The sequence below is a fragment of the Streptomyces sp. RK9 genome (genome assembly GCF_045070545.1).
GTDB classification, from domain to species: domain Bacteria; phylum Actinomycetota; class Actinomycetes; order Streptomycetales; family Streptomycetaceae; genus Streptomyces; species Streptomyces alboflavus.
Genome location: NZ_CP173704.1, coordinates 1,032,886 through 1,048,680 on the forward strand (window position 1 = coordinate 1,032,886; position 15,795 = coordinate 1,048,680).

The following is a 15,795-nucleotide window of genomic DNA, read 5'->3' on the forward strand; positions in this document are numbered from 1 at the left end:
TAATCAAGCTCCTTGAGCATGGGACGGGGTCTCGGCGGCCGGGCTCGTGGGAGCCGGGGGAAGGTCTCCGGACGGCACGCCAGCGGCGGAGGGCCCGCCCTTGCGTTCGCGCCAGGCGGCGCGCAGCATCTCGTGCCACCGCGGGCGCTTGCGCGGCGGTACATGATCGACACCGCCGAGCGACCACGGATTGCACCGCAGGATGCGCCAGGCGGTGAGCGCTGTGCCCTTGATCGCGCCGTGCCGATCGATGGACAGATAGCCGTAGTGGGAGCACGACGGGTAGTACTTGCAGACTGGGCCGAGGAGTGGACTGATCGTCCACTGGTACAGCTTGATCAGCGCCAGCAGCGGGTACTTCATCGCGCGCCCCCTCCCAGCAGCCGCTCCAGGGCGGCATCCAGGTCTCGGGCCAGCTGTGCATGGTCGGCGTCGCCCGCGCCGGGCAACGCTCGTACGACTACCAGGCTACCGGGGGGCAACGAGGCCAGTCGGTCGCGCATGAGGTGGCGGAGTCTGCGCTTGACCGCGGTGCGGACCACGGCCCCACCCACGGCCTTGCTGACGACGAAACCCGCACGTGTCGGGGGAAGGCTCTCCCCCGGCACGTGCGGGTCCGTTGCGCCGCTACGTAGATGGACGACGAGAAGCGGGCGTCCGGCCCGACGACCCCGTCGTACCGCGGTCGCGAAGTCTTCGCGCCGCCTCAGCCGATGCTCGGTAGGCAGCACGACGTCATGACCTAATGCGCTTAGGCGGACAGGCGGGCGCGACCCTTGCTACGGCGGGACGCCAGGACGGCGCGGCCGGCACGGGTGCGCATCCGCAGCCGGAAGCCGTGGGTCTTCGCGCGACGACGGTTGTTCGGCTGGAAGGTGCGCTTGCTCACTCGGGGGCTCCAGAAATGATGTGTGTGGTGGCGGGGCATCGCCTGGCTGTCACCGTGCGCCCACGAGAAGCTCGCATACGCACCGAGTGCACCGCTTCACAATCACAGATCGTGATCTTTGCCCATCGGAGGCAGGCGGCAGCAGCCATCGACAACTCGACCTGGTTACGGTACGCGGGGCTACGCCATCCGGTCAAACCAGCCGTCATGGAGAGACACTGTGCACAGCCTGTGGACAACAACTTGAACCGCACCCGTCGCCCTGACTACCGTGGCTGAACTCCGTTTCATTCCCTTCCCCCCGCCCCTGTCGACTTCCGTCCCTACCCGTCCCAAGAACCACACCTTCGTGGGACCTGTGAGAGAGCGTGCCCTGTGGCTGACGTACCTGCCGATCTTGCCGCAGTGTGGCCACGGGTTCTGGAACAACTTCTCGGTGAAGGGCGGGGGCAGGGGGTCGAGGCGAAGGACGAGCACTGGATCAAACGGTGCCAGCCGCTGGCCCTCGTCGCCGACACCGCCCTCCTCGCGGTGCCGAACGAGTTCGCCAAGGGCGTCCTGGAGGGCCGTCTCGCCCCCGTCGTCAGCGAGACCCTGAGCCGCGAGTGCGGCCGCCCGATCCGCATCGCCATCACGGTCGACGACTCCGTGGGCGAGCCGACGCCACCGGCGCCCCCGGTCCAGCAGCAGCCCCGACAGCAGCCGCGGTACGACGAGCAGCCGTCCCGGTACGAGGACCAGTCCTCCCGGTACGAGGAGCGTCCGCAGCGGTACGAGGACCAGGAGCCCAACCCCTCCGGTCAGGGGCATGACACCTACGACGGCTACGGCCGCCGCCCCGCCGACGACCACGGCGGCCGCCCCGACCAGCTGCCGACGGCCCGCCCCGCCTACCCGGACTACCAGCGCCCCGGCGCCTGGCCGCAGCAGCCCCAGGACGACTACGGCTGGCAGCAGCCCCGCCTCGGCTACCCCGACCGCGACCCGTACGCGAACCCGCCGCAGCAGCCCCAGCACGACTACCGCCCGCAGCCGCAGGACCGCGGGCCCTACGACCAGCAGCTCCCGGAGCGCCAGCAGCAGGACCGGCACGACCAGCACGACCGCCGGGAGCGGCACGGCATGCCCGAGCCGTCCGGCGGCGCGGGCTCCGGCGACCGCGGCGACCACGGCGGCACCGGGCGGCACGGGGGACAGGGCGGGCACGGCGGTCCCGTGGGCCCCGTGGGCCGCGGAGGCACCCCGCTGCCCGCGTCGAGCGGCGCCCCGGGGCCGCTGGCCGCGCAGCCCGCGCCGGCGACGGGCCCGGGTGAGCCCACGGCGCGCCTGAACCCGAAGTACCTCTTCGACACCTTCGTCATCGGCGCCTCGAACCGGTTCGCGCACGCGGCCGCGGTCGCGGTGGCCGAGGCGCCCGCCAAGGCGTACAACCCGCTGTTCATCTACGGGGAGTCCGGGCTCGGCAAAACGCATCTGCTGCACGCGATCGGGCACTACGCCCGCAGCCTCTACCCCGGCACGCGCGTGCGCTATGTGAGCTCCGAGGAGTTCACCAACGAGTTCATCAACTCCATCCGCGACGGCAAGGGCGACAGCTTTCGCAAGCGGTACCGCGAGATGGACATCCTGCTGGTCGACGACATCCAGTTCCTCGCGGACAAGGAGTCGACGCAGGAGGAGTTCTTCCACACCTTCAACACGCTCCACAACGCGAACAAGCAGATCGTGCTGTCCAGCGACCGGCCGCCCAAGCAGCTGGTGACCCTGGAGGACCGGCTGCGCAACCGCTTCGAGTGGGGCCTGATCACCGACGTCCAGCCGCCGGAGCTGGAGACGCGTATCGCCATTCTTCGTAAGAAGGCGGTGCAGGAGCAGCTCAACGCCCCGCCGGAGGTCCTGGAGTTCATCGCGTCCCGCATCTCGCGCAACATCCGCGAGCTGGAGGGCGCGCTGATCCGGGTCACGGCGTTCGCGTCGCTCAACCGGCAGCCGGTGGACCTCGGCCTCACGGAGATCGTCCTCAAGGACCTGATCCCCGGCGGCGAGGACGCGGCCCCGGAGATCACGGCGACGGCCATCATGGCGGCGACCGCGGACTACTTCGGCCTCACGGTGGACGACCTGTGCGGATCCTCGCGCAGCCGGGTCCTGGTGACGGCGCGCCAGATCGCCATGTATCTGTGCCGGGAGCTGACCGATCTGTCGCTGCCCAAGATCGGCGCGCAGTTCGGCGGCCGCGACCACACGACCGTGATGCACGCCGACCGCAAGATCCGCGCGCTGATGGCCGAGCGCCGCTCCATCTACAACCAGGTCACCGAGCTGACCAACCGCATCAAGAACGGCTGACCGCCAAGGGCTTACACGGCTCCACGCGGCCTCAGGGCGCTCCGGAAAACATCCCGGGGCGCCCTTTTCGTTGCCCACGCGCGCGTGGACAGCTGCCTTCAGGCGTGCCCAGAACCGCCCGAGCGCGCGTACCCACAGCTGTGCACAACGGAGAGCGGCTCCCGGCCGCGACCTTCCCGACACCTGCCGTTCGAATACGGATCGCGGCGAGGACGTTCTCCACAGATCTGTGGCCTTTGCGCCTTCCACACCCTGGGGACTGGAGAGTTGTCCAGATCGTGTCCACAGGGGACCCTGCTGAATGACCATCAGGCCAGGTCAGATGGTTGTGGATTCGTGGACGAAGACTCTCCACAGTCTGTGGATGAAGATCGTGTCCACAGGGACGCTCCGGAGTTGTCCACCGGCGGCCCACAGGTGCGGCCCGGTTGTCCCCAACTTTTCCCGGCTTCCCCACAGGGCTGTCCACTGTTCGGCAACGCGACGCGCCCTCTCACCGGGACGAGTGAAAGGCGTCACACAAAGGTGCCGGGTTGGCCTGTGGGGAAGCTGGGTAAAGCTGGGGACAGGGCTGGGGAGAAGTACCCGCCTCCTGTGCATCGGGTGTGCAGAACTTTCGCCCGTCCACAGATTCACCGGGTTGTCCACCGCCGCCGCCCACAGGGCCCGTGGACAAAAAACGGGCGCTGACCTGCGCATTCACGGTTATCCACGGTTTCCACAGGCCCTACTACTACTGCCCCCTAGAGTCACCTGGGAATCCGTTTCGAAGTTGGGGCTGTGCACAACTCGCGGCCGAGCCCTCCGAGACCTCTCGGCACGACTTGACCCCGACGGGCACCAGCTGTCAGTGCGGTGCGTCAGACTGGTCCCCAGTGCCAGCAACAGCAGGAGGGCGGCTAAGTGAAGATCCGGGTGGAACGCGACGTACTCGCGGAGGCGGTGGCGTGGGCGGCACGCAGCCTCCCGGCTCGGCCGCCAGCGCCCGTCCTCGCGGGCCTGCTGCTGAAGGCCGAGGAGGGCGCCCTCTCCCTGTCCAGCTTCGACTACGAGGTCTCGGCCCGCGTCTCCGTGGACGCCGAGGTCGACGAGGAGGGCACGGTCCTCGTCTCCGGCCGTCTGCTCGCCGACATCTGCCGCGCCCTGCCCAACCGCCCGGTGGAGATCTCCACAGACGGTGTACGGGCGACGGTGGTCTGCGGCTCCTCGCGCTTCACCCTCCACACCCTCCCTGTGGAGGAGTACCCGGCGCTGCCGCAGATGCCCACGGCGACCGGCACGGTCCCCGGTGAGGTCTTCGCCGCCGCCGCGAACCAGGTGGCGATCGCCGCCGGCCGCGACGACACCCTCCCGGTGCTCACGGGTGTGCGCATCGAGATCGAGGGCGACAAGGTCACCCTGGCGTCCACCGACCGCTACCGCTTCGCGGTCCGCGAGTTCCTGTGGAAGCCGGAGGACCCGGAGGCGTCCGCGGTCGCCCTGGTGCCCGCCAAGACGCTCCAGGACACCGCCAAGGCCCTCACGAGCGGCGACACGGTCACCCTGGCGCTCTCCGGCTCCGGCGCGGGCGAGGGCCTGATCGGCTTCGAGGGCGCGGGCCGCCGCACGACCACACGCCTGCTCGAGGGCGACCTGCCGAAGTACCGCACGCTGTTCCCGACGGAGTTCAACTCGGTCGCCGTGATCGAGACGCCCCCCTTCGTGGAGGCCGTCAAGCGCGTGGCCCTCGTCGCCGAGCGCAACACCCCGGTGCGCCTCAGCTTCGAGCAGGGCGTGCTCATCCTGGAGGCAGGCTCCAGCGACGACGCACAGGCTGTGGAGAGGGTCGACGCCCAGCTCGACGGCGACGACATCTCGATCGCGTTCAACCCGACGTTCCTGCTCGACGGCCTGAGCGCGATCGACTCCCCGGTCGCCCAGCTGTCGTTCACGACGTCCACGAAGCCCGCGCTCCTGAGCGGCAAGCCCGCCCTCGACGCCGAGGCCGACGACGCGTACAAGTACCTGATCATGCCCGTACGTCTGAGCGGCTGAGCCCACAGGTGTGTGGCCGCGTCCGGGCGTAGGCTCGGACGCGGGTACGAAAGTGCCGCGGGTACGTATGCCGCTCGACGACGAGCGGCGGCGACGTGCCTTCACGCCACATCGCTAGTTAGGAACGCACTGATGGAGCTCGGTCTCGTCGGTCTCGGCAAGATGGGCGGCAACATGCGCGAGCGCATCCGCCGCGCAGGCCACACCGTCATCGGATTCGACCGCAACCCGGACCTCGCGGATGTCCACAGCCTCGAAGAGCTCGTCGGCAGGCTCGAGGGCCCGCGCGTCGTGTGGGTGATGGTTCCGGCCGGAGCCGCGACACAGTCCACCATCGACGAGCTCGGCGAGCTCCTGCAGCCCGGCGACGTCGTCGTCGACGGCGGCAACTCGCGCTGGACGGACGACGAGAAGCACGCCGAGGAGCTGGCGGCCAAGGGCATCGGCTTCGTCGACTGCGGCGTCTCCGGCGGCGTCTGGGGCCTGCAGAACGGCTACGCGCTGATGTACGGCGGCGACAAGGAGAACGTCGCCAAGGTGCAGCCGGTCTTCGACGCGCTCAAGCCGGAGGGCGACTTCGGCTCGGTGCACGCGGGCAAGGTCGGCGCGGGCCACTTCGCGAAGATGGTCCACAACGGCATCGAGTACGCGATGATGCAGGCCTACGCCGAGGGCTGGGAGCTCCTGGAGGCCGTGGACTCGGTCACCGACGTCCGTGAGGTCTTCCGCTCCTGGCAGGAGGGCACGGTCATCCGTTCCTGGCTGCTCGACCTCGCGGTCAACGCCCTCGACGACGACGAGCACCTGGACAAGCTGCGCGGCTTCGCGCAGGACTCCGGAGAGGGCCGCTGGACGGTGGAGGCGGCGATCGACAACGCCGTGCCGCTGCCCGCGATCACCGCGTCCCTGTTCGCCCGGTTCGCCTCGCGCCAGGACGACTCCCCGCAGATGAAGATGATCGCCGCGCTGCGCAATCAGTTCGGCGGCCACGCGGTCGAGTCCAAGAGCGAGCACTGATCCACAGCCCGTACGGTTCCTTGTCCACAGCCTGTGCGGACCGGTGGGGAACCGACAAGCAAGTGAAGTAGGCCGGGGGAGGTCGGCGCACACCATGCACGTCACGCATCTGTCGCTGGCCGACTTCCGCTCGTACGCCCGGGTCGAGGTTCCGCTCGACCCGGGCGTCACCGCGTTCGTGGGCCCGAACGGCCAGGGCAAGACCAACCTCGTCGAGGCCGTCGGCTACCTCGCCACCCTCGGCAGCCACCGGGTCTCCTCGGACGCCCCCCTGGTCCGCATGGGCGCCGACCGCGCCGTCATCCGGGCCGCCGTCCGGCAGGGCGAGCGCCAGCAGCTCATCGAGCTCGAGCTGAACCCCGGCAAGGCCAACCGCGCCCGCATCAACCGGTCCTCGCAGGTCAGGCCCCGCGACGTCCTCGGCATCGTGCGCACCGTCCTGTTCGCGCCCGAGGACCTGGCGCTGATCAAGGGCGACCCCGGCGAGCGGCGGCGGTTCCTCGACGAGCTGATCACCGCGCGCTCCCCGCGCATGGCGGCCGTCCGCTCCGACTACGACCGCGTCCTCAAGCAGCGCAACACCCTGCTGAAGTCGGCGGCCCTCGCGCGCCGCCACGGCGGCCGCTCCATGGACCTGTCCACGCTCGACGTGTGGGACCAGCACCTCGCCCGCGCGGGCGCCGAGCTGCTCGCCCAGCGCCTCGACCTGATCTCCGCGCTTCAGCCGCTGGCCGACAAGGCGTACGAACAGCTCGCGCCCGGCGGCGGCCCCGTGGCGCTCGACTACAAACCCTCCTCGCCGGACATCGTCGGCCACGCGCGCGACGAGCTGTACGAGCAGCTGATCGCCGCCCTCGTGGAGGCCCGCAAGCAGGAGATCGAGCGGGGCGTCACGCTGGTCGGGCCGCACCGCGACGAACTACTGCTCAGACTTGGCCAGCTTCCCGCGAAGGGTTACGCGAGCCACGGCGAGTCCTGGTCGTACGCCCTCGCGCTGCGCCTCGCCTCGTACGACCTGCTCCGGGCCGAGGGCAACGAGCCGGTGCTCGTCCTCGACGACGTCTTCGCCGAGCTGGACGCGCGCCGCAGGGAACGGCTCGCGGAGCTGGTGGCGCCCGGCGAGCAGGTCCTCGTGACGGCGGCTGTGGACGACGACGTGCCGGGCGTCCTCACGGGCGTGCGGTACTCCGTGGCCGAGGGTGCGGTGGAGCGCGTATGACCGGCAAGGAGCCGGAACACGACGCTCCGAAGGCAGGCGGGACCGAGAACGCGCCCGGCGCCCCGGACACCCCCAAGACCCCCGAGCCCTCCGGCGTGGACCTCGCCCGCGTCGCCCTGCGTGCCGCCAAGGAGCAGGCACGCGCGCGGGGGGACGCGACGCAGCAGAAGAAGCAGGCCCGCCGCGGCGGACTGCGCTCCGGCGCGCGGGCGGACGGGCGCGATCCGCTGCCCCTGGGCTCCGCCATCAACCGGCTGATCACCGAGCGCGGCTGGGAGACCCCGGCCGCCGTGGGCGGAGTGATGGGCCGCTGGCCGCAGATCGTCGGCGACGACCTGGCCAAGCACTGCGTGCCGCAGCGGTACGACGAGAACGAGCGGGTCCTGACCGTGCAGTGCGACTCCACGGCCTGGGCGACGAACCTGCGCCTGCTGGCTCCGCAGCTGGTCGCGCGCCTCAACGAGGACCTGGGCCACGGCACCGTGCGCATCATCAAGGTGCTCGGTCCCGGGGGCCCCGCGCACCGCTTCGGACCCCTGCGCGCCCCTGGTAGCACGGGTCCCGGCGACACCTACGGATGACGTGATCCGGACCGTAGCTGGTGGTTGACCTCCCGAAGCGCTGAGTGCCGCTGTGAGCCTCTGGGACCCCGGGGCCGCATATGGGGAGTCGGCTGATGCCGGTTCAGGGCGGCACATGCGGACTCAGGTACCGGCAAACCCCCATCACTGTCGGCGCTACCGGTAGACTGGAAGCTAATCCCGCCCCAAGCGTGGGGAGCGACGGGAGAAGCTGAGCAAGAGCTGAACCAGGCTTACCAACGCAACACGCCGCAGCCGCTCCGGCGAGCGCCGGGAGCTTGGCTTGTGCTGTGCCAGAAAGGGCGCTTCGTGGCCGATTCCGGCAACCCCAACGAGAACATCCCGTCCACTGCCGCCGGCGCCGCCGGCGAGGTCCCCCCGGAGACGCAGGCAGCCGCCGCGACCTCCGGAGAGGGAGCCTCGTCGTACGACGCCAGCGCCATCACCGTCCTCGAGGGTCTGGACGCGGTCCGCAAGCGGCCCGGCATGTACATCGGCTCGACCGGTGAGCGTGGTCTGCATCACCTGGTCCAGGAAGTCGTCGACAACTCCGTCGACGAGGCCCTGGCCGGTCACGCCGACACCATCGACGTCACGATCCTCGCCGACGGCGGCGTGCGCGTGATCGACAACGGCCGTGGCATCCCGGTGGGCATCCACCCGGTGGAGAAGAAGCCGGCCGTCGAGGTCGTCCTCACCGTGCTGCACGCGGGCGGCAAGTTCGGCGGCGGCGGGTACGCCGTCTCCGGTGGTCTGCACGGCGTGGGTGTCTCCGTGGTGAACGCGCTCTCCACGAAGCTGTCGGTCGACATCAGGACCGACGGCTACCGCTGGACGCAGGACTACAAGGGCGGTGCCCCCACGGCCCCCCTGGAGCGGCACGAGGCCACCGAGGAGACGGGCACGACCGTCACCTTCTGGGCCGACGGCGACATCTTCGAGACCACCGAGTACTCCTTCGAGACGCTCGCGCGGCGCTTCCAGGAGATGGCCTTCCTCAACAAGGGCCTGACGATCAAGCTGACCGACGAGCGTGAGTCGGCGAAGGCCACGGCGGGCGCCGACTCCGCCGAGGCCACCGACGACACCGTCGAAGAGGTCCGCACGGTCACGTACCACTACGAGGGCGGCATCGTCGACTTCGTGACGTACCTCAACTCCCGCAAGGGCGAGGTCGTCCACCCGACCGTCATCGACGTCGAGGCCGAGGACAAGGAGCGCATGCTCTCGGTCGAGATCGCGATGCAGTGGAACTCTCAGTACAGCGAAGGCGTTTACTCCTTTGCCAACACCATCCACACGCACGAGGGCGGTACCCACGAAGAGGGCTTCCGCGCCGCGCTGACCGGCCTCGTCAACCGGTACGCCCGCGACAAGAAGCTGCTCCGCGAGAAGGACGACAACCTCACGGGTGAGGACATCCGCGAGGGTCTGACCGCGATCATCTCGGTGAAGCTCGGCGAGCCGCAGTTCGAGGGCCAGACCAAGACGAAGCTCGGCAACACCGAGGCGAAGACCTTCGTCCAGAAGGTCGTGCACGAGCACCTGACGGACTGGTTCGACCGCAACCCGAACGAGGCCGCGGACATCATCCGCAAGGGCATCCAGGCCGCGACCGCGCGCGTGGCCGCCCGCAAGGCGCGCGACCTCACGCGCCGCAAGGGCCTCCTGGAGACCGCGTCCCTCCCGGGCAAGCTCTCGGACTGCCAGTCGAACGACCCGACGAAGTGCGAGATCTTCATCGTCGAGGGCGACTCCGCCGGCGGCTCCGCCAAGTCCGGCCGCAACCCGCAGTACCAGGCCATCCTGCCCATCCGCGGCAAGATCCTGAACGTCGAGAAGGCCCGCGTCGACAAGATCCTCCAGAACCAGGAGATCCAGGCGCTGATCTCGGCCTTCGGCACCGGAGTCCACGAGGACTTCGACATCGAGAAGCTCCGCTATCACAAGATCATCCTGATGGCGGACGCCGACGTCGACGGCCAGCACATCAACACCCTGCTCCTGACGTTCCTGTTCCGCTTCATGCGGCCGCTCGTCGAGGCCGGGCACGTCTACCTGTCCCGCCCGCCGCTCTACAAGATCAAGTGGTCCCGGGACGACTTCCAGTACGCGTACTCGGACCGCGAGCGCGACGCGCTCATCGAGCTCGGCCGCCAGAACGGCAAGCGCATCCGCGAGGACTCCGTCCAGCGCTTCAAGGGTCTCGGCGAGATGAACGCCGAGGAGCTGCGCATCACGACCATGGACCAGGAGCACCGCGTGCTCGGCCTGGTCACGCTCGACGACGCCGCGCAGGCCGACGACCTGTTCTCGGTCCTCATGGGCGAGGACGTCGAGGCACGCCGCTCGTTCATCCAGCGCAACGCCAAGGACGTCCGCTTCCTCGACATCTGAGCCGGTCAGGCACTCGAAGTCGCCGACTGCCGACTACTGACTGCTGACCGCACCGAAAGGATCTTGACCGGCCATGGCCGACGAGAACAACCCCACCACGCCCGAGGACGACGAGGGCCAGACGCTGCGGATCGAGCCCGTCGGGCTCGAGACGGAGATGCAGCGCTCGTACCTCGACTACGCGATGTCCGTCATCGTGTCCCGCGCGCTGCCCGACGTCCGCGACGGCCTCAAGCCCGTCCACCGCCGCGTCCTGTACGCGATGTACGACGGCGGCTACCGGCCCGAGAAGGGCTTCTACAAGTGCGCCCGCGTCGTCGGCGACGTCATGGGCAACTACCACCCGCACGGCGACTCCTCGATCTACGACGCGCTGGTCCGCCTCGCGCAGCCGTGGTCGATGCGCATGCCGCTGGTGGACTCCAACGGCAACTTCGGCTCTCCGGGCAACGACCCCGCCGCCGCCATGCGCTACACCGAGTGCAAGATGGCGCCGCTGTCCATGGAGATGGTCCGGGACATCGACGAGGAGACCGTCGACTTCACGGACAACTACGACGGCCGCTCCCAGGAGCCCACCGTCCTGCCGTCCCGCTTCCCGAACCTGCTGATCAACGGCTCGGCGGGCATCGCGGTCGGCATGGCCACCAACATCCCGCCGCACAACCTGCGTGAGGTGGCCGCGGGCGCGCAGTGGGCGCTCGAGCACCCCGAGGCCTCGCACGAGGAGCTGCTCGACGCCCTCATCGAGCGCATCAAGGGCCCGGACTTCCCGACCGGCGCCCTCGTCGTCGGCCGCAAGGGCATCGAGGAGGCGTACCGCACGGGCCGTGGCTCCATCACGATGCGCGCGGTCGTCGAGGTCGAGGAGATCCAGAACCGCCAGTGCCTGGTGGTCACGGAACTCCCGTACCAGACGAACCCGGACAACCTCGCGCAGAAGATCGCCGACCTGGTCAAGGACGGCAAGGTCGGTGGCATCGCGGACGTCCGCGACGAGACGTCGTCCCGTACCGGCCAGCGACTCGTCATCGTGCTCAAGCGCGACGCCGTCGCCAAGGTCGTGCTGAACAACCTCTACAAGCACACGGACCTGCAGACGAACTTCGGCGCCAACATGCTGGCGCTCGTCGACGGCGTGCCGCGCACGCTGTCCCTGGACGCGTTCATCCGCCACTGGGTGAGCCACCAGATCGAGGTCATCGTCCGGCGCACCAAGTTCCGGCTGCGCAAGGCCGAGGAGCGCGCGCACATCCTGCGCGGTCTGCTGAAGGCGCTCGACGCCATCGACGAGGTCATCGCGCTGATCCGGCGCAGCGACACCGTCGAGATCGCGCGCGGCGGCCTGATGGACCTCCTGGCGATCGACGAGATCCAGGCGAACGCCATCCTGGAGATGCAGCTCCGCCGGCTCGCCGCCCTGGAGCGGCAGAAGATCGTGGCGGAGCACGACGAGCTCCAGCTGAAGATCGACGAGTACAACGCGATCCTGGCCTCGCCCGAGAAGCAGCGGGCGATCGTCAGCGAGGAACTCGCGGCGATCGTCGAGAAGTTCGGCGAGGACCGCCGCTCGGCGCTCGTGCCGTTCGACGGTGACATGTCCATCGAGGACCTGATCGCCGAAGAGGACATCGTCGTCACGATCACCCGTGGTGGCTACGTCAAGCGCACCAAGACGCACGACTACCGCTCGCAGAAGCGCGGCGGCAAGGGCGTGCGCGGCACGAAGCTCAAGGAAGACGACATCGTCGACCACTTCTTCGTGTCCACGACGCACCACTGGCTGCTGTTCTTCACCAACAAGGGCCGCGTCTACCGCGCGAAGGCCTACGAGCTGCCCGACGCCGGACGCGACGCCCGCGGCCAGCACGTGGCGAACCTGCTCGCCTTCCAGCCGGACGAGCAGATCGCCGAGATCCTCGCGATCCGCGACTACGACGCGGTGCCCTACCTGGTCCTCGCCACGAAGGCCGGTCTGGTCAAGAAGACGCCTCTGAAGGATTACGATTCGCCCCGTTCCGGTGGCGTCATCGCCATCAATCTGCGCGAGACGGACGACGGTTCGGACGACGAACTGATCGGTGCCGAACTGGTTTCGGCCGACGACGATCTGCTTCTGATCAGCAAGAAGGCACAGTCGATCCGCTTCACGGCGACCGACGACGCCCTGCGCCCGATGGGCCGCGCGACCTCCGGCGTCAAGGGCATGAGCTTCCGCGACGGCGATCAACTGCTCTCGATGAATGTGGTCAGGCCCGGTACGTTCGTCTTCACCGCCACCGATGGTGGGTACGCGAAGCGGACCGCCGTCGACGAGTACCGCGTCCAGGGCCGCGGTGGCCTCGGCATCAAGGCCGCCAAGATCGTGGAGGACCGCGGTGAGCTGGTCGGCGCGCTGGTGACGGAGGAGACCGATGAGATCCTCGCCATCACCCTGTCCGGCGGTGTGATTCGTACGCGAGTCAACGAGGTCAGGGAGACGGGCCGTGACACCATGGGCGTCCAACTGATCAACCTGGGCAAGCGCGATGCCGTGGTCGGCATCGCACGTAATGCCGAGGCCGGGCGCGAGGCCGAGGAAGTCGACGGCGACGTCGACGAATCGTCCGACGGCGAGCCGGTGGTCGGCACGGACGAGGGCACCGAGTCCCCGGCCGAGTAGCGCGAGGAGTGAAGTCATCGTGAGTGGAGCCACGGGCGCCGGATCCGCCGGGACGAGTGGAACCGGCACGGAAGGTGCCCGTGGCTCCGCCACAGACGCACCCGACTCGCATGAGTCTCATGGATCCCAGGGGGGGACTGTGACGGACACCCGAGGCCGGACGGGCACGGACACCGACAGCGGGGGCGCCGGCAAGCGTGCTGGGGGGCACGCCGGGGACGGGGCTTCCGGGAGCGGGACCGCCGGCAAGCGCGCCGCGGACGGCGCCTCCGGGGCGCTGCCCGGGGAGCGCCAGCCGCAGCAGAACAACCAGCCGTACCACCCGCCGGCGGCCTACCAGCCCGCGCCCGCGGGCGCGGTGCGGCGTCCGCGCACGGGGGCGCGCACGACCCCGCGCACGCGCAAGGCGCGGCTGCGGGTGGCCAAGGCCGACCCGTGGTCGGTGATGAAGGTCAGCTTCCTGCTCTCCATCGCCCTCGGCATCTGCACGATCGTCGCGGCGGCCGTGCTGTGGATGGTCATGGACGCGATGGGCGTCTTCTCCACGGTCGGCGGCACGATCTCCGAGGCCACCGGGTCGAACGAGTCCAACGGCTTCGACCTCCAGGCCTTCCTCTCGCTCCCGCGCGTCCTGATCTTCACGTCGATCATCGCGGTCATCGACGTCGTCCTCGCGACGGCCCTCGCGACGCTCGGCGCGTTCATCTACAACCTGTCGGCGGGCTTCGTGGGCGGGGTCGAGCTGACGCTGGCCGAGGACGAGTAGGCGGGCCCCTGGGCCTTCGGAGGACTGTCGGAGGGTCTTCGAGGGGCCTTCGCGGGACCTTCGGGGGCCTCTGCGCGGGGCTCCGGGGGTGCGCTCGGCCCCTCGGCACTTATCGATTTTGGGACTGGCCCGGACGTGCGCTAATCTTCAGTGGTCAGCGCGCGGGGCGATCCCGAAGAGCGCGGCGGGGCTATAGCTCAGTTGGTTAGAGCGCATCCCTGATAAGGATGAGGCCACAGGTTCAAATCCTGTTAGCCCCACAGTTTCAGAGCAGTACGAAGAGGGCGTCTCCCGAGCGGGAGGCGCCCTCTTCGTTTGCCCACGCGGTACGTCCTGGGGTGTGATCAGTTGTGGAACGAGAGCTTGATGCGGCAGGCCGGCCGGGGGTCATCGACGGAGCCCCCAAGCCGAACAAGGCCGCGACCGTCCGCGAGCGGGCGCTGGGCGTGGTCTCTGCCGCGGTCCTGCTCGCCGGACTGGCCGCAGCTTGTACGAGCGGTGTCCCCGCTGCCGTGGGGGTGCTCGTCCTGGTGGCGGCAACGCTGCTGATGATTGCCTGGTCCTGGTTCCACTTGGGTGCCACGCGGCGCAGGCCCCACGCGAAGGCCGAGAACGCGGCGATCGTTTTCGCCACGATGATGCTCGGGGCTCCGGGATCCAAGATCCTCTGGGGTGATCCGGCGCCGCTCGGCGCGTCCCTGACGGCAGCGGCCCTGCCGACCGCCGGTCTGCTCTTCTACCTCGTGCTCCGGTGGAGGCGCTGAGCACGGCCGGCGAGCATGCGCGCACGTGTCTCCTGACGGTGAGATCGCGAAGCGCGGTGCCGTGCGGCAACGAGAAGACCCCCAGCCGGTGCGGGCTGGGGGTCTTCCTCGCTGTACGGGGTGTCGCGGCCGGCAGCCGTTGTGGCTACGGCTCCGCGGCGAGGCGGTCCCCCGGCGGGGTCTGGGGGTCGTTCTGGTCCTCGGTGTCCGTCGTCGGCAGGTGGCGGCAGCTCGGTGTGGAGCCGTGGGCCTCGGCGCGGATGCGTTGCTTCATCGTGGGGGGCAAGGAGCGTTCGTATGCCGCCTGCCAGAGGGCCGCGAAGGCGGGCGTCGGGCTCACCGTGCTTTCGCACGTGGTCGTGGCCCGGTGTGCCGGGGCGGCCGCCGTGGCGGTCGAGGTGAGTCCCAGCGTGGCGAACAGCGCGAGCACCGCGGTGACGAGTGCGGTCCACAGCTTCATGGCCTTGGTGGCGGTCATGGCCCCTCACATTCAGGTTGGGCGATTTGCGTACTTTCCTCATGATGTGTATGCCGGGCCGGAAGTGCGGGACCGACGCCCGCGCCGCGTCGATGTTCTGATGAACACCACCCGGATGGGCGCAAGCAGCCCCAGGAGGCCAGGAAACAGGGCAAGGGCGGCGAAAATCACAGTGGCCGGTGAGCGGGTGGAGCGGGGCGATCCGCTTCTACTGCGGTGATCAGGCCGGGAGTTGGGGCCGGAACCGGGGTGGGATCCAGGTCACCGATCGGTATCGGGCGGTGTGTATAGTCGGGCGCCAGAAGTCCCCTACGTCAAGGAAAGACGAGGTCGCGCGGTGAAGAAGCTTCTCCTGGTCGCACTGGCCGCCATCGGCGGGCTCCTCGTGTACCGCCAGATCCAGGCGGATCGCGCCGAGCAGGATCTGTGGACGGAGGCGACTGACTCCGTGCCCACGGGTTCGTGAGTATCGACAGCAGTCTCGTCACAGGGCCCCGGTCGCTTGAGCGGTCGGGGCCCTGTGCTGTCCCGGGATCCTTTTGTCCCGCTTGTTCTGCCGGGTGGCGAGAGCTCGCCCCCGCGTGTACGGAGGCCGTGAGGTCCGGGGCGAGCCGGTTGCCCCCGGCGTGACCTCGACGG

14 protein-coding genes and 1 tRNA gene are annotated in these 15,795 nt (G+C 69.3%); 11 read left to right on the forward strand and 4 right to left on the reverse strand.

Annotation, left to right across the window (positions count from 1 at the left end):
- Positions 1–3 precede the first annotated feature (3 nt).
- Genes yidD through rpmH form a run of 3 tightly spaced genes read right to left on the reverse strand, consistent with a single transcriptional unit; the run spans position 4 to position 889 of the window.
- Entirely contained in the window at positions 4–363 is a 360-nt protein-coding gene (gene yidD, locus AB6L24_RS24740; protein WP_030357762.1) for a membrane protein insertion efficiency factor YidD, read from the reverse strand.
- Entirely contained in the window at positions 360–731 is a 372-nt protein-coding gene (rnpA, locus tag AB6L24_RS24745; protein WP_087884955.1) for a ribonuclease P protein component, read from the reverse strand. Before rnpA ends, yidD begins: the two co-directional genes overlap by 4 nt.
- Before the next feature lie 20 nt (positions 732–751).
- Positions 752–889, reverse strand: coding sequence for a 50S ribosomal protein L34 (rpmH, locus tag AB6L24_RS24750; RefSeq protein WP_016644655.1), 138 nt, complete (start codon positions 887–889; stop codon positions 752–754).
- Between the two features lie 375 nt (positions 890–1,264).
- Between rpmH and dnaA the strand changes: the two genes are divergently transcribed.
- From dnaA to AB6L24_RS24800, 10 genes are all read left to right on the forward strand, one after another.
- Positions 1,265–3,238, forward strand: coding sequence for a chromosomal replication initiator protein DnaA (gene dnaA / locus AB6L24_RS24755; RefSeq protein WP_405658546.1), 1,974 nt, complete (start codon positions 1,265–1,267; stop codon positions 3,236–3,238).
- A gap of 903 nt (positions 3,239–4,141) precedes the next feature.
- Complete coding sequence (dnaN, locus tag AB6L24_RS24760; protein ID WP_030357760.1) at positions 4,142–5,272, forward strand: DNA polymerase III subunit beta; 1,131 nt, start codon at positions 4,142–4,144, stop codon at positions 5,270–5,272.
- A gap of 132 nt (positions 5,273–5,404) precedes the next feature.
- Complete coding sequence (gnd, locus tag AB6L24_RS24765) at positions 5,405–6,289, forward strand: phosphogluconate dehydrogenase (NAD(+)-dependent, decarboxylating) (RefSeq protein WP_380843092.1); 885 nt, start codon at positions 5,405–5,407, stop codon at positions 6,287–6,289.
- A 94-nt stretch (positions 6,290–6,383) separates the two neighbouring features.
- Positions 6,384–7,508 carry a DNA replication/repair protein RecF gene (gene recF, locus AB6L24_RS24770; protein ID WP_405658550.1) on the forward strand — a complete coding sequence of 375 codons (1,125 nt, stop codon included), beginning with the start codon at positions 6,384–6,386 and terminating at the stop codon, positions 7,506–7,508.
- A complete protein-coding gene (locus tag AB6L24_RS24775; protein WP_405658552.1) occupies positions 7,505–8,089 on the forward strand; it encodes a DUF721 domain-containing protein in 585 nt (194 codons plus the stop codon). Before recF ends, AB6L24_RS24775 begins: the two co-directional genes overlap by 4 nt.
- Before the next feature lie 285 nt (positions 8,090–8,374).
- Positions 8,375–10,486 (forward strand): DNA topoisomerase (ATP-hydrolyzing) subunit B, encoded by a 2,112-nt coding sequence (gyrB, locus tag AB6L24_RS24780; RefSeq protein ID WP_380843086.1) that lies wholly within the window; start codon positions 8,375–8,377, stop codon positions 10,484–10,486.
- Positions 10,487–10,559: 73 nt separating this feature from the next.
- A complete protein-coding gene (gyrA, locus tag AB6L24_RS24785; RefSeq protein ID WP_030357755.1) occupies positions 10,560–13,148 on the forward strand; it encodes a DNA gyrase subunit A in 2,589 nt (862 codons plus the stop codon).
- A 19-nt stretch (positions 13,149–13,167) separates the two neighbouring features.
- The gene (locus tag AB6L24_RS24790) at positions 13,168–13,914 is read left to right on the forward strand and encodes a DUF3566 domain-containing protein (protein ID WP_405658555.1); all 747 of its coding nucleotides are present in this window, start codon (positions 13,168–13,170) and stop codon (positions 13,912–13,914) included.
- A gap of 186 nt (positions 13,915–14,100) precedes the next feature.
- Positions 14,101–14,174, forward strand: a tRNA-Ile gene (locus AB6L24_RS24795).
- 90 nt (positions 14,175–14,264) lie between these two features.
- Complete coding sequence (locus tag AB6L24_RS24800; RefSeq protein ID WP_405658557.1) at positions 14,265–14,678, forward strand: hypothetical protein; 414 nt, start codon at positions 14,265–14,267, stop codon at positions 14,676–14,678.
- A 145-nt stretch (positions 14,679–14,823) separates the two neighbouring features.
- Here the strand turns inward: AB6L24_RS24800 and AB6L24_RS24805 are convergent, their stop codons facing one another.
- Positions 14,824–15,156, reverse strand: a complete 333-nt coding sequence (locus AB6L24_RS24805; RefSeq protein WP_405658559.1) for a DUF6344 domain-containing protein — start codon at positions 15,154–15,156, stop codon at positions 14,824–14,826.
- Between the two features lie 337 nt (positions 15,157–15,493).
- Here AB6L24_RS24805 and AB6L24_RS24810 point away from each other — a divergent pair, with 337 nt between their 5' ends.
- Positions 15,494–15,622 carry a DLW-39 family protein gene (locus AB6L24_RS24810; RefSeq protein ID WP_003999697.1) on the forward strand — a complete coding sequence of 43 codons (129 nt, stop codon included), beginning with the start codon at positions 15,494–15,496 and terminating at the stop codon, positions 15,620–15,622.
- Positions 15,623–15,795: the final 173 nt, after the last annotated feature.